Source organism: Corynebacterium dentalis, assembly GCF_900232865.1.
In the GTDB taxonomy this organism is placed as follows: domain Bacteria; phylum Actinomycetota; class Actinomycetes; order Mycobacteriales; family Mycobacteriaceae; genus Corynebacterium; species Corynebacterium dentalis.
In genome coordinates, this window is record NZ_OCTS01000006.1 from 77351 (window position 1) to 99190 (window position 21840).

Sequence of the window (21840 nt, forward strand, 5' to 3'; positions counted from 1 at the left end):
GCACGCTGCAGGTTCACACAGCTAGTGAACCTAAGGGTATCGGTCTACTTCCGAGGTTTAAAATCAGCCCTTGGTCTAGCCGTCGCCCTTGGGCCTGTTCTTCGCCTCACGGTTCGCATCGTTGCGCTCTGCTTCGTCAGCCTCGTCTGCCTCGGTAGGGTCCACACCGGCATCCAGCGCATCCCACAGCACGCGGCTGGAATCCGGGTTGTCTGCGAGATCCTCGTGCACGTGCTCGCGGCGGACCTCCGGGGTGACGTAGCGAGAGTTGGCTTCCGTGCGCTCACCCGGCTGCATGGCCAGGATCACGCCACCGATGACACCCAGCGCAGCGGCAACGATCGCCAGCAGCACAGGTGCAGTGTGTACTTCCGCCGAGGCCACCTGCGCCCAGTCGGAAATAGTCTCCGGGGCGTTCTGTCGCTGCGTCGCCACACCGGAAACCAGCAGGTCGCGCACGCGCATCAGATCAACGTCCGTGGTCAGCAGGCTGACCGAGCGGAAGCTCGCAGTTCCAGCCAGCAGCACCACCAGCACACCCAAAATACGACGGATCAGCGGCTGCATAGCCAAGCTCAAAATCAAACAAGCCAGCATGGCCAGCGCCAGCGGAGTGGCCGCGGGATCCCAGACGGATCCCACCAAGCTGCGGGAGAATTCGCCGGTCTTGTCGTCGAAAATCTGCGCGGTGACGTACTTCATGCGGCCAGCACCCCACAGCCCGGCGGCGGAAAGAACCACCAAGATCAGTGCCATGCTGCGGTTGCGCTTGGCAACGCTGGTTTGCCCGGCCATTAGCTCAGCTCCGTTTCTGCGGAGCGCATCGTCTCTGCGGCCGCCACTGCGCGCAACACCGCTGCTGCCTTGTTTCGTGTTTCTTCGTCCTCAGCAACCGGATCGGAATCTGCGACGATTCCGCCTCCGGCCTGCACGTACACCGTGCCGTCCTTGTACACGCCCGTACGAATCGCAATGGCTTGGTCTGTGTTGCCGGAGAAGTCGAAGTAGCCGACAGTTCCGCCGTACACGCCACGCCGCGTGTCCTCGAGGCGGTCAATGATGCTCAGAGCACTCGGCTTCGGCGCGCCAGAAAGCGTTCCCGCGGGGAACGTAGCGGCGAAGGCGTCCACAGCAGTCTTGCCCTCCTCCAACTTTCCGCTAACTCCTGAGACCAAGTGCATGATCGCGCTGTAGCGCTCCACGTGACGGAAGTCGTGGACTTCCACGGTTCCTGGAGTGCATACTCGGCCGATGTCGTTGCGTCCCAAGTCCACCAGCATGAGGTGCTCGGAGTTTTCTTTCTCGTCGTTGCTCAATTCCTTTTCGAACTGCACGTCTTCCTCGTAAGACGCTCCGCGAGGACGTGACCCGGCGATGGGGAACGTGGTCACCTCTCCAGACTTGACCTGTACCAACGATTCCGGAGACGAGCCGATCACGTGGAACGCAGTATCGGTGAAATCCTCGGTGGGAACGTTTAGCAGGAACATGTACGGACTGGGGTTGGCCACGCGCAGCATGCGGTAGATGTCCAGAGGTGCCGCGGAGGTGTCCATTTCGAAGCGCTGCGAGAGTACCACTTGGAAGGCATCGCCGGCGCGGACGTGTTCCTTGACTTCCTCGATGCGGGAGAGGTGATCGTCCATGGTCCTCTGCCGACGGACCTGTGGTTCCGGGGTGGAAAATGTGTCGACGCCACCAGTGTCGCCCGAGTTGAGTCTCTCCACCATTTCATCGATCTTGCCTACTGCTTCGTTGTAGGCTTCGTCGACTCGGGCATCTGAGTTATCCCAGTTGACCACGGTCGAGATGAGCCAGATCGCGCCCTCGTGGTGGTCCACGGCGGCCATGCCGTCTACCAGCAACTGGAGCATGTCCGGCACGTCGAGATCGTTGTCGCAGGTATCCGGCAGTTCCTCGATGTAGCGGATCATGTCAAAGCTCATGAAGCCGACTAGGCCGCTGGTCAGCGGAGGCAGCCCCTCGATGGGTGCAGTGTGCAGAGCGCTGAGAGTCTCCCGGATGGCATCCAGTGGGTCCACGTTGTCTGGCATGTCCACGGGAGGCTCACCAATCCAGCGCGCTGCCGAATCCTTAGCGGTCAGGGCACAGCGTGCGCCTGTGCCGATGTACGACCAGCGATCCCACGATTGTCCTTGCGCGGCGGATTCCAGCAAGAAGGTGCCGGGGCGCCCTTCGGCCAGCTTGCGGTAGGCGCTCAGTGCGGTCTGGCCATCTGCCAGAACTTTGCGGACAACGGGCACTACGCGGTGGTTGGTCGCCAGAGCGCGGAATGTCTCGCGGGAGGTCATGAAAGCTTCAGACATGGGTTCCATTGTGCACCAACTACACAGGCGCTAGAGAATCCGGTCTGCGTCGAAACAGGTGCGCGTGCCAGTGTGGCAGGCGGCACCTACCTGGTTGACGTGCACCAGGATCGTGTCCGCATCGCAGTCCAGCCGGACCGAGGTGACTTCCTGAGTGTGTCCGGAGGTCTCGCCCTTGATCCAGTACTCCTGCCGGGAGCGGGACCAATAGGTGCCCTTCTTGGTAGCCAGCGTGTGAGCCAGGGCGTGATCATTCATCCACGCCATCATCAGCACGTCGTTGGTATCCGCGTCTTGGACGATGGCTGGCACGAGCCCGTCTGCGTTGGTCTTCAAGCGGGATGCGATGTCTGGATCCAGCTCATATTCCGCGGGATTGGTGCTGCTCACAAGCGCACCTCGATGCCTTCGTCCGCCATGGCCTGCTTGACCTCGGGGATAGTGACCTGGCCGAAGTGGAAGATGGAGGCAGCCAATACAGCATCGGCGCCAGCGGCGACGGCCGGTGCGAAGTCGCTGGCCTTGCCTGCACCACCGGAGGCGATGACGGGGATGTTCACGGCCGCGCGTACGGCTTCGAGCATCTCGATGTCGAATCCCTCTTTGGTGCCATCCGCATCCATAGAGTTCAGCAGGATCTCCCCCACGCCCAGCTCTTCGCCGCGGCGAGCCCATTCGATAGCGTCGATTCCCGTGCCCTTGGTGCCACCGTGCGTGGTCACCTCGTAAGCACCAGGCTCGCCTTCGGGCAAGCGCCGAGCGTCAACGGACAAAACGATGCACTGCGCGCCGAAGCGCTCGGACAGCTCGCGCAGCAGCTCCGGCCGCGCGATGGCAGAGGAGTTCACGGAGACTTTGTCCGCGCCTGCGCGCAGCAGGGCGTCCACGTCATCGGCGCTGCGCACGCCGCCGCCCACGGTCAGTGGGATGAAGATTTGGTCGGCGGTGCGTCGCACGACCTCCAGGATGGTGCCGCGTCCTTCTTTCGACGCCGACACATCCAAAAAGGTCAGCTCATCTGCACCTTCAGCGTCATACCGAGCCGCGAGTTCTACGGGGTCACCGGCATCGCGGAGTCCCTGGAAGTTTACGCCCTTGACTACCCGTCCTTCTTTGACGTCCAGGCACGGGATGACTCGAGTGGTGACGCTCAATTGATGCCTCCTCGGTCGCGGATTTCTTGAGCGGTGCGTGCGGCAGTGCCGATGGGAACGGCCTGAATGTGCTGCAGCAAAGTGGCGTGCACCTCTGGCTCACCGGCGACCAAACCGGAGACGCCTGGGCGCCACGGGTTTCCAGCGAAGTCGGTGGCCACTCCCCCGTTTTCCTGCACGGCAAGGATGCCCGCGGCGTTGTCCCACAGGTTCGGGCTGAAAGTCACGGTGCCGCCGAACACTCCGGCGGCGGTGAAGGCCAAGTCGATGCCCACGGAACCCGTCACACGCATGCGTGGGTAGGACTTGCCGATTTCGTTGAGCATGTCCTGGCGGTAGCTGATGGGCAGGTTGCCGCGGCGCTGCGAGAGGATGGAGCCGAAGCTGATCTGCGTCACACCGGGATCTGACGGTGGCAACGGGCGGGCAGGCATGCCGTCCACCAGCAATCCGTGCCCCCGACGGGCAGAAATACGGCGTCCTAGCAGCGGCATCTCCGTGACAGACAGTTGTGTCTCGCCTTTGTGGACCAGTGCCAACAGGATGCAGGCAAAGGGATTGCCTACCGCGTAGTTGGCGGTGCCATCAATGGGATCGACCACCCAGTAGGTCTCTGGCTCGATGTCTTCCTGCACGGTGTTCGCGCGGGGACCGTCGATGCCATCGGCCTTGTCTTGGTTCGGGTAGCGCTCCTGTGGCATTTCGCCAGGGATCTCACCGGGAAGAACCGTGCCGAATTCCTCGCCGTGCACGGGCAGGCCGGTGTATTGGCTCAGTAGCGTGCGCAGCTGGCGCTCCACAGAGAGATCCGCCTCGGTGGCGAAGTCTCCGGGAGACTTGATGATCTCTGGCTCCGCACCCACAGCTGCGGAAAAGGTAGATTCGGCTTCATCCACGGCAGCTTCGGCGATAGCCAGCAGCGTGCGCGTATCTAGCTGGTCGCTGTTGTCCATGCTCATGGTCGCGCTGCCTCCAGAGCTTCTTCCAAAGTGAACTTACCTGCGTACAGGGCCTTACCCACGATGGCGGAATCCACGCCCTCGCCCACAACCTTTGCCAGCGCACGGATATCGTCCAGCGAAGAAATTCCACCCGAGGCCACCACGGGCGCAGAGGTAGCTGCGGCGACTTCGCGGAGCAGCTCGATGTTCGGACCGTTGAGCATGCCATCGCGGCTGACATCGGTGACGACCAAACGGGATACGCCCTGGGAATCCAGGCGCTCCAGAACCTCCCAAAGCTCGCCACCATCGGAGGTCCAACCGCGTCCACGCAGGCGCCATTCGCCGTCCACCTGGCGTGTATCCAGGCCGATGGCCACCTTGTCTCCGTAGCGCTTGATCACGGACTCACACCACTCGGGATCTTCCAGAGCGGCGGTGCCGATATTCACGCGGCGGCAGCCGGTGGACAGTGCGCGTTCCAGGGATTCGTCGTCGCGGATACCACCGGAGAGCTCCACGTCTACGTCCAGCTGCCCCACCACGTCACGCAAGATTTTGAAGTTGCTTCCGCGCCCGAAGGCCGCATCCAGGTCCACTAGGTGGACCCACTCTGCGCCAGCGTTTTGCCAGGCCAGGGCCGCGTCGATGGGAGCACCATAGTTGGTCTCCGTGCCAGCTTCGCCCTGGACGAGGCGCACGGCCTGCCCATCGGCGACATCGACTGCGGGAAGCAAAACGAGCGGTTGGGCGGCAGAAGTCATGACTGAAGGAATCCTTAGTGACTCGACAAAACGGAAAACTGGAATAAGTATTGAGTTAAATCGCGCGCGGCGCTAAACCGGCGTGATGGGCCATACGTTGTGACCCAGCTCAACAAAGTCTAACGCACGGCCAAGACAGAACTTAACGCAGAGTATCGACCCAATTGCGCAACAACAACGCACCGGCGTCTCCTGACTTCTCCGGGTGGAACTGCGTGGCCCACAGCGGGCCGTTTTCCACGGCGGCGACGAACCGGGAACGGCCGTGTTCTGCCCAGTGGACCAGCGGCGCTACGGTGCGCCCGTCGGTGATCAATTCCCAGTCCGTCACGCCATAGGAGTGGACAAAGTAGTAGCGTTCGTCCGCCGCGGCTCCTGCGAACAACGCGGATCCTTCCGCCACGTCAACCGTGTTCCACCCCATGTGCGGCAGCACGTCGGCATCCAGATGTTGCACGGTGCCCGGCCATTCTCCGGTGCCTTCTGCTGGCTTGGCGCCCTCTCCGTCTGAAAATTCGACGCCATACTCAAACAAAATCTGCATCCCCACACAGATTCCCAACACAGGACGGCCTCCGGCGAGCCGTTCCCCTATCATCCGGTCTCCCTTGACCTCTTTGAGTCCCTCCATGCACGCGGCGAAGGCTCCCACTCCCGGGACGAGCAATCCGTCTGCAGCCAGCACGGTCTCAGGATCCGCGGTGACTGTGACTTCCGCGCCGGCGCGTTCCAGTGCGCGCTGTGCGGAGCGGACGTTGCCGCTGCCGTAATCCAGCAGCGCAACGGTAGGAGACTCGGTGCGTGGCGCGGAAGACTGTTCAGATGATTCGTTCGTAGGTTGCAATCCCATAAGTTGTCATCCTAGTGTTCGCGGTCCATGCGCGGTGCGCGGACCCTCTGCCGGACTGCGCGGAGTTGATGAGCCATGTTGTTGTGTTCCCACTGACGCCTGCGCCCGATGATGCCGTCGGTAATGACGGCCAACAGTGCCACGGCCACAATGCACGCAGCGATCCAAAAGGTTTGGTAGTACGCGAGCACGCCCGCCACCATGCCCAGCACCACTGCGCCGATGCCGGTACCGGAATCGAAGGTCATGTTCCACAGGGCGCTGGCCAGCGTTGTCTTTTCTCGCGGCAGGCGTTCAAACAGCATCAGCAAGGCCTCGTTTTGGACGATGCCGAAGCCTAAGCCGAACAGCCCTGCGGCAGCGAATGCGCCGATGACCAGCACCAGTCCCCCGTCGGCAAAGGTGATCACTGCGCCCCCGGTCAGCAGTCCGGCGATGCCAAAGCCCAGGCCGGTCGCAGCCAATCGCCCAGCCTGACCGCTGCGGGAGGCGACACGCCCGGCCAGCACGCGACCCAGCATCTGCAGTCCGCCCAAGACGGACAGACCCGCTGCCGAGACCAACGCGGCGACGGAGACATCCACCTCTTCCACGGCGGGCGCAAGGAAGGTGCTGAATGCCGCAAATCCAGTGGCGATGGCGCCAATTGCCAGCCCCGGAACGGCGGCGAGTTTCCACGTAGCGGCCTGTGGCGGATGCGCTTGGGGACCATGGATGATCTGGTCGGAGGTGGCGTCGGAAATAGAAGGTGCGGCCTGCGAACGGCGCGCTTGTTGCAGCTGAGCACGGGAACGATACGGGATCCAATACGCCGCCGCGGCTCCCACCGAGGCATAGACCGCCGCGGTGACGAACACCACGGCCTCGCCGTGCGCGTTGAGTAGCCACAGACCCAGCGGGAAGCTCAGCAGCTGCGATAGCCCCACGGACACGCCCAGCGCAGCGGAGGAATTGCCCATCATGCGCGGCGGCACCAACTCCGCGATCAATGCGGCTTCCGCCACGGTCACGGCGCCGAACCCAATACCGCGGATCACCGCCACCACCAGCAGTGGAACCGCGGACATATCCACCACATAAAACAGCGCGGGCAGGCCGAGCATCAGCCCGGCAAATGCCATCACCGCGGGAAAACCAACCCGCTTGATTAACCACGGCGTAAACGCCTGCGTGATCACGGTGGCCCCCATGAATACGCCAGTGGATAGACCCGCCAGCGAATCGGATCCGCCCTGCTGGATCACTGCCAGCGGGATCACGGGCAGCAGCAACGACCATCCGCCGAAAGCACAGAACACGGAAATCAGCGTGGCCACCAGGCCCGGAGCCTTCCACACAGTCTCTAGCTGGTCGAGTTCCTCCGGGGATAGCGCTGGTTGCCTGCTGATTGCCATGTCGTTTTAGAGAGCTCCCTTGGTTGATGGAATGCCGGATACGCGAGGGTCATTTTCCGTGGCTTCCCGCAGTGCCCGGGCCACGGCCTTGAATTCCGCTTCGGTGATGTGGTGCGGATCGCGTCCGTAGATGCAGCGCACGTGCAACGCGATGCGGGCGTTGAGCGCCAGTGTTTCGAAGAAGTGCTGGTTGATCACGGTGGCGTAGTGCCCGCCGATGATGGTGTGCAACAGTGCGTCTGGCTCACCGGTGCCCACGTAGTACGGGCGACCGGAGACATCCACTGCTGCGTGTGCCAGCGTCTCGTCCATGGGGATGAAGGAATCGCCGAAACGACGGATGCCTTCCTTGGAACCCAGCGCCTCACCCAGCGCTTGCCCCAGCACGATGCCCGTGTCCTCCACGGTGTGGTGTGCGTCGATCTCCACATCGCCTTTGGCTTGAACCTTCAGGTCAAAGGAACCGTGAGCGCCGAAGGCGGTCAGCATGTGGTCAAAGAACGGCAGGCCAGTGGAAATCTCCGTGCGTCCGGTGCCGTCGAGGTTGATCTCCACGGTGATCTCGGATTCGCGGGTGGTGCGGCTCACGCGTCCAGTGCGCTGGCTCGCGTTTCCTTCTGGTTGCTGGCTCATGAGTTCTTCTTTTCTTTCGACGCCAATGCTTGTGCTGCCTCCAAGAATGCATCGTTTTCCTGCGGTAGGCCAATAGTGACGCGCAGCCATCCGGGTACGCCAACGTCTCTGATGAGAACGTCTCGATCCAAAAACTCCTGCCAGGTGGTGTGCGAGTCCGCGAACCTGCCGAAGAATACGAAGTTGGAGTGGGAATTGATGGTGGTGAATCCCAGCTCGCGCAGGCGCGCCACCACGCGGTCGCGCTCCTCGCGGAGCTTTTCCACGGTGGCCAGCGTGTCCTGACTGTGGTGCAGGGCTGCGGTGGCTGCAGCTTGGGACAGTGTGGACAGGTGGTATGGCAGGCGCACCAGCATCACGGCTTCAATGAATGCGGGATCTGCCACGAAGTAGCCCAGGCGGCCTCCGGCGAAGTCGAAGGCCTTGCTCATGGTGCGGGAAACCACCAGCGAGGTCGGGTATTCGGAGATCAACGTCAGCGCGGAAGGCTCATCAGAGAACTCCGCGTAGGCCTCATCCACGATCACGATGCCCGGCGCGGCATCGAGGATCCGCCGGATGTCCTCCAACGAGGTGACGTTTCCGGTGGGGTTGTTGGGCGTGGTGACAAAGATGATGTCTGGTTGGTGTTGTTCGATGGCTGCCAGCGCTGCATCCATGTCGATAGCGAAGCCTTCGGACTCCGGCCGAGGCACGGCGATGAATTCCGTTTGGGTGCCCGCGGACAGGATGGGGTGCATGGAGTAGCTGGGGGTAAAGCCCAGAGCGGAGCGACCGGGGCCACCGAAGGCCTGCAATAGCTGCTGCAGCACCTCGTTGGAACCGTTGGCCGCCCACACGTTGTTCGCGTCTACGTCCACTCCCGTCTGCTGGGAGATGTAGCGCGCCAATTCCGTGCGCAGGCCTGTGGCATCGCGGTCTGGGTAACGGTTGAGTTCCTCGCCCAGCTCCCGAACCTTTTCTGCGATCTCGTCGATGATCGCCTGGCTGGGCGCGTAGGGGTTTTCGTTGGTGTTGAGCTGGTTGGCCACCTTGAGCTGCGGGGCGCCGTAGGCGGACTGGCCACGCAGTTCCTCGCGCAGGGGAAGATCGGACAACTGTGCCATGAATGTGCTCCCGTGGATTGTCTAGTTGTTGAATCGTGCGGCGATGGCTTCACCGTGGGCGGGCAGGCGTTCTGCGTCGGCCAGCGCAATCACGGTCTGCGACACATCGCAGAGGGCATCCTTGCTGTAGTTCACCACGTGGATGGACTTCATGAAGGTGTGCGTGGACAGTCCGGAGCTGTGGCGAGCCGAGCCGGACGTAGGCAGGACGTGGTTGGAACCCGCGGAGTAATCGCCAAGCGGTACTGGGCTGTACCGGCCGATGAAGATCGCGCCGGCATTTACGATTCGCTGCGCAACCTGTTCCGCACCTTCGGTGTGGATCTCCAGGTGTTCCGCGGCATACGCGTTGGCCGCAGCGATGGCAGCCTTAATGGAATCCACCACAACGATGCCACTCTGCTGGCCTTCCAACGCTTCCTGCACGCGGTCCGCGTTCAGCGTCACGGAGTAACGCTCCGCAACCTCACGATCTACCTCATCTGCCAGCTGCTCTGATGTGGTTATCAGCACAGAGGCAGCCATCGGATCGTGTTCCGCCTGGCTGATCAAGTCATAAGCCACTTCCACGGCATCCGCTGAATCATCGGCAATGATGGCGATCTCCGTAGGTCCAGCCTCGGAATCGATGCCCACCACGGAACGCACCAGGCGCTTTGCCGCAGTCACGAAGATGTTGCCCGGCCCGGTCACTAGATCCACTGGATCCAAGCTCTGCTCGTCGCAGCCATAGGCCATCAGCGCCACGGCCTGAGCACCGCCGACCGCCCACACTTCTTCCACGCCCAGCAGTGCGCAGGCCGCCAGGATGGTGGGATGTGGCCATCCTTGTTCCTGTGGTGGGGAGGCAATCACCAAGGTGCCGACGCCAGCCTCCTGCGCTGGAACCACATTCATGATCACCGACGATGGATATACCGCTTTGCCACCCGGGACATACAAACCCACGCGCTCGATCGGTACCCAACGTTCCGTCACCAGTCCCCCGGGAGCGATCTCCACCGTGTAGTCTTCTGGCACCTGAGTGGAATGGAACGCGCGCACGCGGCGGATGGATTCCTCCAAAGCTGCGCGAACATCGGAATCGAGGGTGAGCAGGGCGTCGGAAATAACGCGTTCCGGAACCCGAACGGACTCAGGGGTTACGCCATCGAACTTCGCGCCGTACTCCAACGCTGCCTGGCTACCGCGGGTACGAACGTCCTCCACGATGGGCGAGACCGTGGGCAAAACCGACTCAATGTCCGTGCCGCCCCTGGGCAGGACATGTCGCAGCTCGGATGTGGTGGGGGTCTGACCTCTGAGATCAATCCGGGCAAGCATCGGTGACATCCTCCTGTGGGCGTTTCCACTAACGTGGACTTCTAGGCTTCATAGCGATCTTACCCAGCGGTGGAGACAGACAGGAAAGGCAGGTGGCACGAGACAATGGCACAAACCATCACCTCTTTGCTCTCCGAGTCAGCGTCGGCATCCGCCTCTGGGGACACTCGGCGTAGTTGGAAGCTCATCAATGATTACGCGCAGCACTTCTGGCTGGTCGACGAGGCAGACATCCCCACCAAACAGCGAGGAGACTTCTACGCGGTGCGGGCTGCGGCGGCGGACTGGATGGGCTTGGAAGACGAGGCCATTAGCGCCCTGCGCAACCTGCTGCACTGGGCGCGCGAAGGCAACGACAACGAAGCAGGGCTGATTGCAGGCTCCCACTTGGCCTATCAATCGCTCAACCAGTCCGAGCATTCGGTGTATCCGCTGCCTTCGGCCGCCTCCCTGCTGGCGGATCTGGCCGAGCGCATGCGTTTGTGGCGGCCGGATGCCGATTCCCTCACGTTGTCTGAAAACCCAGAGATGTCGTGGAAGAACGTGAGCAAGCGGCAGGCCGGCATGTTGACCGCCTCTGCCACCACCGCGCACACCGTGGCCACCAGCCTCAAGGCAGCCCGCGAGCGCGGGGACATCGGGGCGCTGGCTGGGGTGCCCTCGAGTGACTATTTCCTCGGCTCTGCCGGTGAACAGGCGGACGGTGATTCGCCTGAGTCTTCCGTTCCTGAGATCTCCGAGGATAAATTGGCGCAGTTCTTCGCCTCGGTTGTCCGTCGCTTCGGGCGCAACCCCGCGCAGCGTGCAGACGAGCTTTTGTGGTTTGCTCAAGAACACTGGGCCGAAGGCCGCCTAGACGAGGCCCGCGCCTCCGCCGAGGCGGTCTTGGAGTTGCCACACCAGCCCGTCTCCCACTTCGAGGCACACTACATGCTGGGGCACTTCGCGATGCTGGATAATCTCAATGCTCCGCAAGATCTGGGCGGAATCGATGCCAGCTCTGATGAATTCGACGACCTGACTCTGTCCGTCACGGCGGACAATGACCGCAGAATCGCCAACCATTGGGGTCAGTGCGCAGACATCGCGATAGAGATCGAAGCCCCAGTCATGGCCATGGAACGAGCCGAACTGGCGTGCCGCACCATGTCCACCTTGGGACGAGAAGGCGATGCGTGGGAGCTGGCCTCCCGCATGGTCAAAGCCACGGACGGCATCCCCGTATGCCCCGCGATGTTGGACATGCGCGCGATGCTGGCGCAGGCCGCATTCATGTCTGGCCTGCACCACGAAGCGTGGGAGAACTCTCGCGCGGTCGCCGAGTGGTCCGAGTTTTCCCCGAACCTAGACCGGACCATCGCCTGCTACACCATCGCCACCTTCGCAGGGCTGGAGCTGGGCTTAGAGGAAGAGGTACGGAAGATTCAGTCCCGCCGCGCCGAGTTGTACCGACAGGCCGGACAGAACATCAATGCCTCCCAGGTGCTGCAATCCATCGCCATGTCCGGCGACGTGGACTACCCCGATGCTCTGACCATGATGAACGAAGCTCGCGAGCTGCTTAGAGAAGATCCCGCGGGGGACGCCACCCTGGCGTTGCCGGAATCTGACGCACGGTGGAACCTCGGCGAATGGCATCTAACCATGGCGCACATCGTGGTCAGCGAAGACGACGTAGTGGAACAGTCACGCCTGGCTGCGGAAAACTTCCACCTAGCTGCAGACCCCATCAAGGAATGTATGGCCTGGTTGACGATGGCAGGTGCTCAGTTGGCTATCGGTCTCACGATGGATGCAGACGCTTCCATCACCAAGGCCACCGCTGCCCTCCCCGACTTGCAGCAGTGGATGGATGACACAGATGCGGACTTCGATCCGGTCATCCAGGAACTCATCGAGCACTACCGATACATCCTGGATTTCCGCAAAGAGGACTAGGGACTAGCTCCCAGCTAGCTAGCGGGCACGCTCAAAATCTGCATCGGTCGAGGTCACAGCCCCGATCCAATAGGTCATCATCGCCACGGCTGGGGCCAGCATGATTCCCGGCCACGGTGAAATGGCGTGCGAGATTTTGATGATATCCCCGGCGTGCGTCGAGTTTGCGTCGTACACCGGAGCGAGCCAGTCAAGCACCTGCTCGCCGATAAAGACGAACCACCACGTCCCAAACGCCACGCAGGCGGCCACCCAGATCAGCTGGCCGATTCCCCGCCACAGAAACCGGAATGCCCACACGGCTGTCAGCAGACCCAGCACGCACGTCACCGCAGCGAAAATCAGGAAGGCGCGGAAGCCAGAATCGGCGGTACCCGGGACTTCTTCCAATCCGCGGTTCGGGGTCACCAAGAACTGCGAGGTGGGATACAGCCATCCCCACACGGCGCCGGCGATGGTGAAGATCACCGTGGTGACTACAAAAACAAGCAAGCCATCGGAAACGCCCCGAGGGACGGCCCGACGGCCGAACAAGAAACCACTACTCATGTGTTTGGTGTGCGCTTTGCCTAGTTGCAGAACATCCAGCTTCCACCCTCGCGGACAAACTTGAGGTTCTCCGTGCTGGTGTCTGAAGACACGTCTGCGGACGCTGAATCGCCGTTGACCTGGACGTTGTCCACACCGGTGACGGTGGGCTTGGGGCTGCCGATCTGGGTGAAGGTCAAGTTCCTGGCCTCGTCCGCTTGCTGGCGCAGAGTTTCGTCGCCACCGTAGCGCTCCTTGTACGCACTGCAGGAATGATCCACCGTGTAGGTCAGGAATGCGCCGACGTTATCCCCGCCATCGTCCATGCCGTAAACCAAGTTGGTGATGGCCTGGCGGTCTTCCTCGGAGCCGGTGCCGGCGGCTGCAGGAACCGGAGCCTGACCTTCACCGTTGGCTGGAGCGGGCGAGCCCTCTTGGGATTGGTCAGACTGTTCGCCTCGTGCCGGATCTTGGGGATCCTTGGCGGGATCTTGCCCCTCTGAGCTGGACGGAGTAGCAGAGGACTCTCCCGATGCTGCAGTTTCGGAGCTGTCTTTCGACTGCGTTGCCTCGCTGGATGCGGAAGTGCTGGAGGCGTCCGAGGAGCCTTCCTCGTCTGAGCCACAAGCGGCGAGGAAAAGCGGAACCGCCATTACGGCAGCCAGAAGGGTCTTGCGATGTGTCATGCAAAGCAGACTACCCTGAAATCCGTGCAGCTCAACCCTTCCACCATCCTGGCTCATGCCACGCAGATCCTCGCCGAATACGGCTTAGCTGATCTGACCATGCGCCGATTAGCGCGCTCGCTGGATGTCGCTCCCGGTGCTCTGTATTGGCATTTCCCCAGTAAACAGGAACTATTGGGAGCTATAGCAAATCAGCTACTCGAGTGTGTTCAGCCACCGCAGACCACACCCGGCGCGCGTCTGCAATCGCGTGATGAGTGGACCCGGATCGTTAACTACTGCGTGGCAATTTATTCGGCGATGACGAGCCTGCGCGATGGCGCGGAAATTACTTTGGCTGCTTTGGCTTCCGGAACCACGGACCGAGACTTGCGTGCCGATGTACGGGAAACTGCTGGTTCCTTAGGGGAAATCGCCTTTCATTACGTCTTGGGCGCGGCCATGGACGTCCAGGCGCAGCAGGCTGTAGCCAGCGCTCTCGGCGATGCGGACGCTGCCCAGGCATCAGCCGATGCGCACCACGTTCGCCGCAACGTGGAAGTGATCCTCGCACCCCTACTGCCCGGCTAGGTGTCTGGCGCGGGGCTAGGATGGTCAGCATGTCTTTTGGCTTGGCTGATAAGAGTGGCTTGCGCGCCCCCGGAGCGCCATTACTAGTGTGGCCGGGCGATGCATATCCCCTCGGTGCAACCTTCGATGGAAACGGCACCAACTTCGCCATCTTCTCCGAAGTCGCCGAAAAGGTGGAGCTGTGCCTGTTTGACTACCGCGGGATGGAAACCCGGGTGCAGCTCGATGAGGTGGATGCGCACATTTGGCACTGCTATCTCCCGGGAATCGTCCCTGGACAGCGCTATGGCTACCGCATCCACGGCCCGTGGGATCCGGAAAACGGCCACCGTTGCGACCCTTCCAAGCTGGTCATGGATCCCTATGGCAAGTCCTTCGACGGCGCATTTGACGGCGATGCGTCCCTGTTCAACTACGACATCCTCAGCCCAGCAGAGCGCAATCACCAGGATTCCGCAGCACACGCCATGCGTTCTGTGGTGATCAATCCCTACTTCGACTGGTCCAACGACCGTCGCCCACACATCGAAGATCATGAGACCGTGATCTACGAGCTCCACGTCAAGGGCATGACTGCCACCCTGCCCGGCGTCCCGGAGCACCTGCGCGGAACGTACGCCGGCCTAGGCCACCACGCGACCGTGGACTATCTAAAGAATCTTGGAGTCACGGCCGTGGAGCTGATGCCCGTGCACCAGTTCGTCCACGATGATCGCCTCCGCGAGCTCGGGCTACGCAACTATTGGGGCTACAACACCCTGGGATTTTTTGCCCCGCACCGGGATTACGCAGCATCGAACTCCGCCGAGGGCGCTGTGGCTGAGTTCAAGCAGATGGTGCATAACTTCCACGATGCGGGACTGGAAGTGATCCTCGACGTGGTCTACAACCACACCGCCGAGGGCAACCATATGGGCCCGACCTACAACTTCCGCGGGATCGACAACTCGGCGTACTACCGCCTGATGGAAGACGATCGCGCGCACTACATGGACTACACCGGCACCGGTAACTCCCTGAATGTGCGCCACCCGCAAACTCTGCAGCTTATCATGGATTCCCTGCGCTACTGGGTCACGGAGATGCACGTTGACGGGTTCCGCTTTGACCTCGCCTCTACGCTGGCTCGCGAGTTCCACGACGTGGATCGCCTGTCCGCGTTCTTCGACTTGGTACAGCAAGACCCAATTGTCAGCCAGGTGCGCTTGATCGCCGAGCCGTGGGATGTAGGTGAAGGCGGCTACCAAGTGGGCAACTTCCCCACGTTGTGGAAAGAGTGGAACGGCAAGTACCGCGATACTGTCCGCGACTTTTGGCGGGGCGAACCGGCGACATTGGGTGAGTTTGCGTCGCGCCTCACGGGTTCCTCGGACTTGTACGCCAGCAACGGGCGCCGACCCACGGCGTCGATCAACTTCGTCACTGCGCACGATGGCTTCACTCTCAATGACTTGGTGAGCTACAACGAAAAGCACAACGTGGCCAATGGCGAGGACAACCGGGACGGCGAGAGCCACAACCGGTCGTGGAACTGCGGCGAAGAGGGGCCGACCGATAACCAGGACATCCTCGAGCTGCGCCAGCAGCAGCGCCGCAACTTTCTGACCACGCTGATCCTGAGCCAAGGCACGCCCATGTTGGCCCATGGTGATGAGATCGGCCGTACCCAGGGCGGTAACAACAACGTGTACTGCCAGGACAACGAGATCTCGTGGATGGATTGGGATTCTGCGGATGAGGACCTACTTGCCTTCACGCGCTACGTGTTGAAGATGCGCAAGAAGCACCCGGTGTTCCGTCGCCGTCGCTTCCTCGCCGGTGGTCCGCTGGGCGAGGACGTGGCCGAGCGAGATATTGCTTGGCTGACCCCAGAGGCGCGCCTGATGACCGAGGAAGATTGGTCCCATCACTTTGGGAAGTCCCTGATGGTGCATCTCAACGGCATGGCGATCGAGGAGCCAGACAAGCAGGGCCGCAAGGTGGAAGATGATTCCTTCCTGTTGTGCTTCAACGCACACAATGAGCCCATCGAGTTCAGCATGCCTTCCCGCGATAGCGTCATGCACGTGGATCCCGGCGAGGAAGGCTCTTGGACCGTGGTGCTGGATACTCGTCTGCCGCACGGCATTTCCGAGGAGACCCGCACCTTCTCCGCCAATGATTCCCTCAAGGTGGGAGGTCGCAGCGTGGTGATCCTACAGCGTCCTCTTGATACGTTGGTGAAACCATGAGTACTCCTACCCTTCACGCCCGTGGCGCCGAGGTCACCGTGACCGAGGAGGCCGTCACCGTCACCCGTTCCTCGGTGGCAGCGTCCCTTTTTCCCGACGCCAACATCGATCCCTCTGCGCTTCTCGGCTGGTACTTGCAGGCCCCGGACCAGTTATCTCCGGGATGGATTGAGCTTCTTTCCCGCGATGATCAGCAGGATCTGGTCCGCACGCGCATTAACTACTCCCCGAATCACCTCGAGGATTTTCTGACCGCGCATCAACGGCTCACCAATCTGCAGGCGGGCTATCCCTTGGACGATGTGTCTATTCCTGCTGCTGAAACGGACGCGAAGGATGAGTCGGTCACTGCTGAAGAGTGGCTGAGCGGAGGCTCTACGGAGGCGGCTGCTGAGGAGAAGGAATCTGGTGGCGCTAGGCGCCCGGCACCGTGGGAAAAGGTGGCGACTCCGGACGAGGTTCCCGAGGCGAACCCAGACGCGGACATCGATAACCCCATCTTCGAGCAGAATGTGACCGTCACCGGTGACGTGGAGCCGTACGACAAGGGCGAGGTCTGGGACATGATTGCCGAGGCCGGTGGAACGGTGGGCAAGAACGTGACGAAGAAGACCACCATGCTGGTGGTGGGCGAATGGGCCTCGATGACCAGCAAGGAAAAGCGGGCTCGGGAGTTGCAGGATAAGGGTCAGGAGATCAAGATCCTGAGCTTTGCCGAGTTCCTGAAGGCCGTGGGTAAGGCCTAGTTTTCTGGGGTTTGCCGGGGCATTTTTCGCGCGGTGGTAGCTCGTTCTTACTGCCTCGCGCTGCGGTGAACGTTTCTTATGGGTGCGGAGTCAGATAACTCATGCTGACTCTCACCACAGAAACCGCCTCTCAGCTTCGTTCGAGTTCCGCTGCTTCGGGTAGTCCCCACGTCGCGGACGCCCAGCGCACTGAGCTGGTGGCTCTAGGTAGCGGCTTGTGCGCGTCCATTCCCGCAGGCCCGGGCCGAGCAAGCGCGCGGTGGCACCAGCGGGCGGAAGAGATTCTCCAGCAACTACGCAGGCTGCTGTCCCTGCACGGAACGGCACTCGAATATCGATGGACGGACGAGCTGATCCCGGGCGGGGCAATGCGGTGGATCGCCATCCGGGTAGTAGCAGATGAGCTGCCCGCCGAGTGCTTGCTGACCCATCCGAAGATTGCCACGGTGCTCCTGGAGGCGCTAGAGATCGCTCTGGGCTGCCGACCTGCGGTCTATTATCGCGACGGCCAGTTGCGTGCGTGTGCTGCGCGCGATGCTCATGTGGTGCCGGAATGGGTTGGGCCACTGGATTTGTCCGCGGGCTACTGCATGTCTCTTCCCCTAAGGTAGGAGGCATGTCTGCCACTTACCGACTCCAACTGCGCGGCCCTAGCAGTGATCCTGCACAAGCGTTTACCTTCGCTGATGCTGAAGCGCGCATCGATTACTTCTCCCGCCTTGGGGTCAGCCACCTGTACCTCTCCCCCATTTTGACGGCTCCCAAAGAGTCCACCCACAACTACGACGTGATCGACCCGACCACGGTCAACCCAGAGCTCGGCGGAATCGAGGGTCTGAAATCCCTCGCTGAGGCAGCACACGCCGCTGGCATCAAGATTCTGGTGGACATCGTTCCCAACCATGTGGGCGTGGATGATCCCCGCCTCAACGACTGGTGGTGGGATGTACTCAAGCATGGCAAAGAGTCCGAATACGCCACCTACTTCGATATCGACTGGTCCGCGGACAACGGCGCCGGTGGGCGCATGGGCATCCCCGTGCTGGGCAGCGAGGAAGACGTGGACAAGCTCGAAGTAGACGGCGATGTCCTGCGCTACTACGACAACGAATTCCCCATCGCTCCCGGCACCAACGAGGGCACTCCGCAGGAGGTTCACGACCGTCAGAGCTACCGGTTGATGTTCTGGCGAGACGGCATCATCAACTACCGTCGCTTCTTCTCCATCAATGGGTTGGCAGGGCTACGCCAGGAAGATCCCGTGGTCTTTGAACACACGCACCGCATCCTTAATCAGCTGCTGGCTGCAGGTGTCATCGACGGAGTGCGCGTGGACCATCCCGATGGCCTGGCCGACCCCTTTGGATACCTAGAGCACCTGCGCATGCTCATCGGTGAGGACCGCTGGCTGCTGATCGAAAAGATCCTGGCTGTCAACGAGCCACTGGATCCCCGCCTCAGCGTGGACGGCACCACCGGCTACGACGCCCTGCGCGAGTTCGACGGAGTCTTCGTCAACCGCAACGCTGTGCAGAGCATGGGTGATATCGCCGATCAGTGGACGGGCGTGCGCTGGGACAATGCAGCGTTCGAGGCTGCTGAGGAAGAACTGAAGTCCGAGGTTGCCCGCTTCGAGCTGGCAGCGGAGGTTCATCGCTTGGCCCGCGCCGTGCGCGCAGATAACTGGTCCACCCAAGGGGACCAGGTCTCGGACGAACTTCTCGAGGAAACCCTCGTCGGTTTGGTAGCCGCGATGCCGGTCTACCGCGCGGACTACCAATCGCTGTCTCGTGTCACCAGCACCGTTCTGGCCAAAATGCTGATGAAGCACCCCGAACGCGCAGATGCGTTGGACCTGATTAGTTCTGCGTTGCTCTCCTACGGCGAGGCCAATACTCGCTTCGCCCAGGTCTGTGGAGCGGTGATGGCCAAGGGCGTGGAAGACACGGCGTTCTATCGCGGCTCACGTCTGGTCAGCTTGCAGGAAGTCGGCGGCGCTCCCGGTCGTTTCGGAGTATCCCTAGCCGAGTACCACATGCTGCAGGCCGAGCGAATCCGACTGTGGCCTCGCGCGATGACGGCTTTGACCACGCACGATACGAAGCGTGGCGAGGACGTCCGCTCCCGGATCACCGCCATCACCGAAGTTCCGGAAGACTTCGCTGAGCTGTGCAAGCAGATCACCTACGTGGACGGGATGACCTGCCACTTCCTGCTGCAGAACATCATCGGAGTGTGGCCCAGTGACGGCGTTATATCTGAGGAACTGCGCACGCGCGTGCATGATTACGCCACCAAGGCGATGCGCGAAGCAGGTGTGCACACCACCTGGTTCGATGTTGATGAGGATTTCGAAAACTCAATCTTGAATTGGATCGACGAGCTCTTCGATGCCCACGCCGCTCTGATCACCCGTTTCGTGTCTCTGATCGACGATGCCGGTCAGGAGATCTCCCTGAGCAAGAAGCTCCTGCAGCTGATGTCCCCGGGCATTCCGGACATTTATCAGGGCACGGAATTCTTCACTGATTCCTTGGTGGATCCGGACAACCGCCGCCCGGTGGATTTCGATGCCCGCGAAGAGGCGCTAGAGCGCGTCTCCCGGGGCGATATTTCCACGCCGGATGACCGTCGGTTAGGTCTCATAACTACCGCGCTGCGCGTGCGCTCCCATTTGGAACTGGATGACGCTGGCTACTTTCCTGTCATGGCTCAGGGTCCCCTCTACCGCTCCATGGTCGGCATGATGCGTGATAAATCCGCCATTATCCTGGCCATCCGCCGTCCCTTGACCGTGCAGCGTGCGGGCGGATGGGGCGAGACCATGGTCATGCTCCCCGAGGGTCTCTGGGAGGATCAACTGCCAGGCGGCCGCATGTGGCAAGGCGAAGTTCCCCTGCGCGATCTGTTTTCCGATCGTGGGCAGGCTGTGCTATCTAGGATGGCATGAGTTCTCGCAGCCGCACTAACCGCCAACTCGCGCAATACGATGCTTGGGTCGCCGCTAACCCCGGCATCCGGGCAGAGATTCGCGACGTGATTCAGGAAGCCCTGGACGATGCCGGCATTGCCTATGACCAGGTGGTGGTGCGCATCAAGGATCGCGTGAGCTTCATGGCCAAGGTCGCCAACGAGAACTACCCGGATTACGTGGACATCGCCAGCGCTTATGACATCCTCGGCGCCCGCGTGATCACGTATCACTCCTCGGAGATCCCACAGCTTCTCACCGTGATGGAGGATCTGTTCACCATCGAGGCCGTGGTGGACAAGGCCGCGGAAACTGCCCGGCGCGGCGGGTTCGGCTATTCCTCTCAGCACGTCATCGTGCGGGTTCCGCAGCTGGACGACATGCTCATGGAGATCCAATTGCGCACCGTGCTGCAGCACGCATGGGCGGAGTTTGAGCACGACGTGCGCTACAAGAGCCTCACCGGGAACCCCAAGCCCGAAGTGCAGCGCGCGTTTACCCTGGCCGCGGGCTTAATTGAGCTCGCTGATCAGCAGTTCGATCTGATCGCTGATGCCGTGGATAACCCAGAGGATCGCGCCAACTACACCGAGGGCGAGATCCAGGAATCCACCCTCCCGCGCGTGCTGACCAGCCTGTTGGGAGAGCAGTTCCCTGCCTCCAAGGTGGCCTACTACGGATACGCCGTGGACATGCTCGCCGCCCACGGGATCACCACGTATCAGCAGCTCGCGGATTTGCTATCTCCGGACCGTGTACAGCGCTTGCTGCAGGCGTTCGAGTACCCGTACTCGCCGGGTCAGGTCCGTTTTCTCGACGACATGCTCTTGTATGTCTACGGGCGCGATCACATTCGCAAGACCGTTCATATCGGCGATGATGCGACCAGCCGCCCCGGCCGGTTGGGCAACCGTTGGCAAAAGTTGGGGCAGACCACGATGTCTGAAACATCCACTGACGGAGAGCTCTAGGCTGACACAGAGGTCCAAGCCGACTCAGACTAGGACGTACAACTCTAAAACGTACAGCGCTAGCGCTTGCCCATGAGGCGGTCCATTTGACGTCGCTCCCGCTTGGTCGGGCGCCCCGCTCCCCGATCACGTCGCGGAATTGAGGCCAGCACTTCCTTGGGCGGAGGCGGCGGCGAGTGATCTGCATAAGCCGCCCGCGCAATGGCTGGCCCCACGCGCTTGCTGTGCAGCTGCACTACTTCCACCACGTACTCGCGGTGGTTCACCCACGCGCGCACGGTATCCCCGGGAACCACGGTCTGCGCAGGCTTTACCGCCACGCCGTTGAGCTTCACGTGCCCGGCGCGCACTGCGTCCGCGGCTGCCGTGCGGGTTTTATACAGCCGGACTGCCCACACCCAGGCGTCGATCCTGACAGAACCGCCTTGACCTACGCTCACCACTCGTCTTTGTGGTCCAGGATTTTCTTGATCTGCACACCGGAGTAGATAAAGACAATCACGGCGATGATCGGAATCACCACGGAAAGGAGGGGGATGTCCAGGATCAGCCCGGCCACCAAGCTCACAACTGCCACAGCACCCGAGGTGCGCGCGGTGTAGACGTGCTTGCGCATTTGCTGCTTGCGCTGCCCGACGATGTCTCCGGATCCACCTGAGTAGTTATTCATGCTCATGCTGTCCCACTCTACTGTCCTGCGCCGCGCA

Annotated in this window: 22 protein-coding genes; 7 read left to right on the forward strand and 15 right to left on the reverse strand. The window is 61.6% G+C overall.

The window, feature by feature from the left end; translation table 11 throughout:
- Nucleotides 1-75: 75 nt before the first annotated feature.
- The 11 genes from CS919_RS07685 to hisD form a co-directional block, all read right to left on the reverse strand.
- The gene (locus tag CS919_RS07685) at nt 76-795 is read right to left on the reverse strand and encodes a TIGR02234 family membrane protein (protein WP_099298912.1); all 720 of its coding nucleotides are present in this window, start codon (nt 793-795) and stop codon (nt 76-78) included.
- Entirely contained in the window at nt 795-2327 is a 1533-nt protein-coding gene (locus CS919_RS07690) for an anthranilate synthase component I (RefSeq protein ID WP_099298913.1), read from the reverse strand. The genes CS919_RS07685 and CS919_RS07690 overlap by 1 nt, the downstream gene beginning before the upstream one ends.
- A gap of 30 nt (nt 2328-2357) precedes the next feature.
- Nucleotides 2358-2717, reverse strand: coding sequence for a phosphoribosyl-AMP cyclohydrolase (gene hisI, locus CS919_RS07695; protein WP_099298914.1), 360 nt, complete (start codon nt 2715-2717; stop codon nt 2358-2360).
- Complete coding sequence (gene hisF, locus CS919_RS07700) at nt 2714-3481, reverse strand: imidazole glycerol phosphate synthase subunit HisF (protein WP_099298915.1); 768 nt, start codon at nt 3479-3481, stop codon at nt 2714-2716. The genes hisI and hisF overlap by 4 nt, the downstream gene beginning before the upstream one ends.
- Nucleotides 3478-4434, reverse strand: a complete 957-nt coding sequence (locus CS919_RS07705) for an inositol monophosphatase family protein (RefSeq protein WP_099298916.1) — start codon at nt 4432-4434, stop codon at nt 3478-3480. Before CS919_RS07705 ends, hisF begins: the two co-directional genes overlap by 4 nt.
- Nucleotides 4435-4436: 2 nt before the next feature.
- Nucleotides 4437-5186, reverse strand: coding sequence for a bifunctional 1-(5-phosphoribosyl)-5-((5-phosphoribosylamino)methylideneamino)imidazole-4-carboxamide isomerase/phosphoribosylanthranilate isomerase PriA (priA, locus tag CS919_RS07710; protein ID WP_099298917.1), 750 nt, complete (start codon nt 5184-5186; stop codon nt 4437-4439).
- Nucleotides 5187-5328: 142 nt separating this feature from the next.
- Nucleotides 5329-6036, reverse strand: coding sequence for an imidazole glycerol phosphate synthase subunit HisH (hisH, locus tag CS919_RS07715; protein ID WP_099298918.1), 708 nt, complete (start codon nt 6034-6036; stop codon nt 5329-5331).
- Between the two features lie 11 nt (nt 6037-6047).
- Nucleotides 6048-7430, reverse strand: coding sequence for an MFS transporter (locus CS919_RS07720; RefSeq protein ID WP_200818360.1), 1383 nt, complete (start codon nt 7428-7430; stop codon nt 6048-6050).
- Nucleotides 7431-7436: 6 nt separating this feature from the next.
- A complete protein-coding gene (gene hisB, locus CS919_RS07725; RefSeq protein WP_099298919.1) occupies nt 7437-8063 on the reverse strand; it encodes an imidazoleglycerol-phosphate dehydratase HisB in 627 nt (208 codons plus the stop codon).
- Nucleotides 8060-9169, reverse strand: a complete 1110-nt coding sequence (locus CS919_RS07730; RefSeq protein ID WP_099298920.1) for a histidinol-phosphate transaminase — start codon at nt 9167-9169, stop codon at nt 8060-8062. The genes hisB and CS919_RS07730 overlap by 4 nt, the downstream gene beginning before the upstream one ends.
- 21 nt (nt 9170-9190) lie before the next feature.
- Nucleotides 9191-10492 carry a histidinol dehydrogenase gene (gene hisD / locus CS919_RS07735; protein ID WP_099298921.1) on the reverse strand — a complete coding sequence of 434 codons (1302 nt, stop codon included), beginning with the start codon at nt 10490-10492 and terminating at the stop codon, nt 9191-9193.
- A 105-nt stretch (nt 10493-10597) separates the two neighbouring features.
- On the opposite strand from hisD, the gene CS919_RS07740 reads away from it, so the two are divergent.
- Nucleotides 10598-12430, forward strand: a complete 1833-nt coding sequence (locus CS919_RS07740) for a hypothetical protein (protein WP_099298922.1) — start codon at nt 10598-10600, stop codon at nt 12428-12430.
- An 18-nt stretch (nt 12431-12448) separates the two neighbouring features.
- Here the strand turns inward: CS919_RS07740 and CS919_RS07745 are convergent, their stop codons facing one another.
- Both CS919_RS07745 and CS919_RS07750 read right to left on the reverse strand, forming a co-directional pair.
- Nucleotides 12449-12979 carry a hypothetical protein gene (locus CS919_RS07745; RefSeq protein ID WP_099298923.1) on the reverse strand — a complete coding sequence of 177 codons (531 nt, stop codon included), beginning with the start codon at nt 12977-12979 and terminating at the stop codon, nt 12449-12451.
- Nucleotides 12980-12999: 20 nt separating this feature from the next.
- The gene (locus CS919_RS07750; RefSeq protein ID WP_143341770.1) at nt 13000-13644 is read right to left on the reverse strand and encodes a hypothetical protein; all 645 of its coding nucleotides are present in this window, start codon (nt 13642-13644) and stop codon (nt 13000-13002) included.
- Between the two features lie 24 nt (nt 13645-13668).
- Between CS919_RS07750 and CS919_RS07755 the strand changes: the two genes are divergently transcribed.
- From CS919_RS07755 to CS919_RS07780, 6 genes are all read left to right on the forward strand, one after another.
- Nucleotides 13669-14214 carry a TetR/AcrR family transcriptional regulator gene (locus tag CS919_RS07755; protein WP_099299059.1) on the forward strand — a complete coding sequence of 182 codons (546 nt, stop codon included), beginning with the start codon at nt 13669-13671 and terminating at the stop codon, nt 14212-14214.
- A gap of 29 nt (nt 14215-14243) precedes the next feature.
- Nucleotides 14244-16445 (forward strand): glycogen debranching protein GlgX, encoded by a 2202-nt coding sequence (glgX, locus tag CS919_RS07760; protein ID WP_234990868.1) that lies wholly within the window; start codon nt 14244-14246, stop codon nt 16443-16445.
- Entirely contained in the window at nt 16442-17191 is a 750-nt protein-coding gene (locus tag CS919_RS07765) for a BRCT domain-containing protein (protein WP_099298926.1), read from the forward strand. Before glgX ends, CS919_RS07765 begins: the two co-directional genes overlap by 4 nt.
- Before the next feature lie 101 nt (nt 17192-17292).
- On the forward strand, nt 17293-17802 hold the full coding sequence (locus tag CS919_RS07770) for a hypothetical protein (protein ID WP_099298927.1): 510 nt from the start codon (nt 17293-17295) through the stop codon (nt 17800-17802).
- Nucleotides 17803-17807: 5 nt separating this feature from the next.
- Entirely contained in the window at nt 17808-20141 is a 2334-nt protein-coding gene (treY, locus tag CS919_RS07775) for a malto-oligosyltrehalose synthase (protein WP_099298928.1), read from the forward strand.
- The gene (locus CS919_RS07780) at nt 20138-21133 is read left to right on the forward strand and encodes a GTP pyrophosphokinase (RefSeq protein ID WP_099298929.1); all 996 of its coding nucleotides are present in this window, start codon (nt 20138-20140) and stop codon (nt 21131-21133) included. Before treY ends, CS919_RS07780 begins: the two co-directional genes overlap by 4 nt.
- 59 nt (nt 21134-21192) lie before the next feature.
- Here the strand turns inward: CS919_RS07780 and CS919_RS07785 are convergent, their stop codons facing one another.
- Nucleotides 21193-21573, reverse strand: coding sequence for an RNA-binding S4 domain-containing protein (locus CS919_RS07785; RefSeq protein ID WP_099299060.1), 381 nt, complete (start codon nt 21571-21573; stop codon nt 21193-21195).
- Nucleotides 21570-21803 (reverse strand): hypothetical protein, encoded by a 234-nt coding sequence (locus CS919_RS07790; RefSeq protein WP_099298930.1) that lies wholly within the window; start codon nt 21801-21803, stop codon nt 21570-21572. The genes CS919_RS07785 and CS919_RS07790 overlap by 4 nt, the downstream gene beginning before the upstream one ends.
- Nucleotides 21804-21840: the final 37 nt, after the last annotated feature.

Excerpts from the sequence above, each read along its gene's own strand:
- CS919_RS07770 (WP_099298927.1), top strand. The coding sequence starts at position 17,293 with ATGCTGACTCTCACCACAGAAACCGCCTCTCAGCTTCGTTCGAGTTCC.
- CS919_RS07685 (WP_099298912.1), bottom strand. The coding sequence starts at position 795 with ATGGCCGGGCAAACCAGCGTTGCCAAGCGCAACCGCAGCATGGCACTG.
- CS919_RS07765 (WP_099298926.1), top strand. The coding sequence starts at position 16,442 with ATGAGTACTCCTACCCTTCACGCCCGTGGCGCCGAGGTCACCGTGACC.
- CS919_RS07705 (WP_099298916.1), bottom strand. The coding sequence starts at position 4,434 with ATGGACAACAGCGACCAGCTAGATACGCGCACGCTGCTGGCTATCGCC.
- CS919_RS07780 (WP_099298929.1), top strand. The coding sequence starts at position 20,138 with ATGAGTTCTCGCAGCCGCACTAACCGCCAACTCGCGCAATACGATGCT.
- treY (WP_099298928.1), top strand. The coding sequence starts at position 17,808 with ATGTCTGCCACTTACCGACTCCAACTGCGCGGCCCTAGCAGTGATCCT.
- hisH (WP_099298918.1), bottom strand. The coding sequence starts at position 6,036 with ATGGGATTGCAACCTACGAACGAATCATCTGAACAGTCTTCCGCGCCA.
- CS919_RS07690 (WP_099298913.1), bottom strand. The coding sequence starts at position 2,327 with ATGTCTGAAGCTTTCATGACCTCCCGCGAGACATTCCGCGCTCTGGCG.
- CS919_RS07740 (WP_099298922.1), top strand. The coding sequence starts at position 10,598 with ATGGCACAAACCATCACCTCTTTGCTCTCCGAGTCAGCGTCGGCATCC.
- hisB (WP_099298919.1), bottom strand. The coding sequence starts at position 8,063 with ATGAGCCAGCAACCAGAAGGAAACGCGAGCCAGCGCACTGGACGCGTG.
- priA (WP_099298917.1), bottom strand. The coding sequence starts at position 5,186 with ATGACTTCTGCCGCCCAACCGCTCGTTTTGCTTCCCGCAGTCGATGTC.
- CS919_RS07790 (WP_099298930.1), bottom strand. The coding sequence starts at position 21,803 with ATGAATAACTACTCAGGTGGATCCGGAGACATCGTCGGGCAGCGCAAG.
- CS919_RS07745 (WP_099298923.1), bottom strand. The coding sequence starts at position 12,979 with ATGAGTAGTGGTTTCTTGTTCGGCCGTCGGGCCGTCCCTCGGGGCGTT.
- CS919_RS07750 (WP_143341770.1), bottom strand. The coding sequence starts at position 13,644 with ATGACACATCGCAAGACCCTTCTGGCTGCCGTAATGGCGGTTCCGCTT.
- glgX (WP_234990868.1), top strand. The coding sequence starts at position 14,244 with ATGTCTTTTGGCTTGGCTGATAAGAGTGGCTTGCGCGCCCCCGGAGCG.
- CS919_RS07720 (WP_200818360.1), bottom strand. The coding sequence starts at position 7,430 with ATGGCAATCAGCAGGCAACCAGCGCTATCCCCGGAGGAACTCGACCAG.
- CS919_RS07730 (WP_099298920.1), bottom strand. The coding sequence starts at position 9,169 with ATGGCACAGTTGTCCGATCTTCCCCTGCGCGAGGAACTGCGTGGCCAG.
- hisD (WP_099298921.1), bottom strand. The coding sequence starts at position 10,492 with ATGCTTGCCCGGATTGATCTCAGAGGTCAGACCCCCACCACATCCGAG.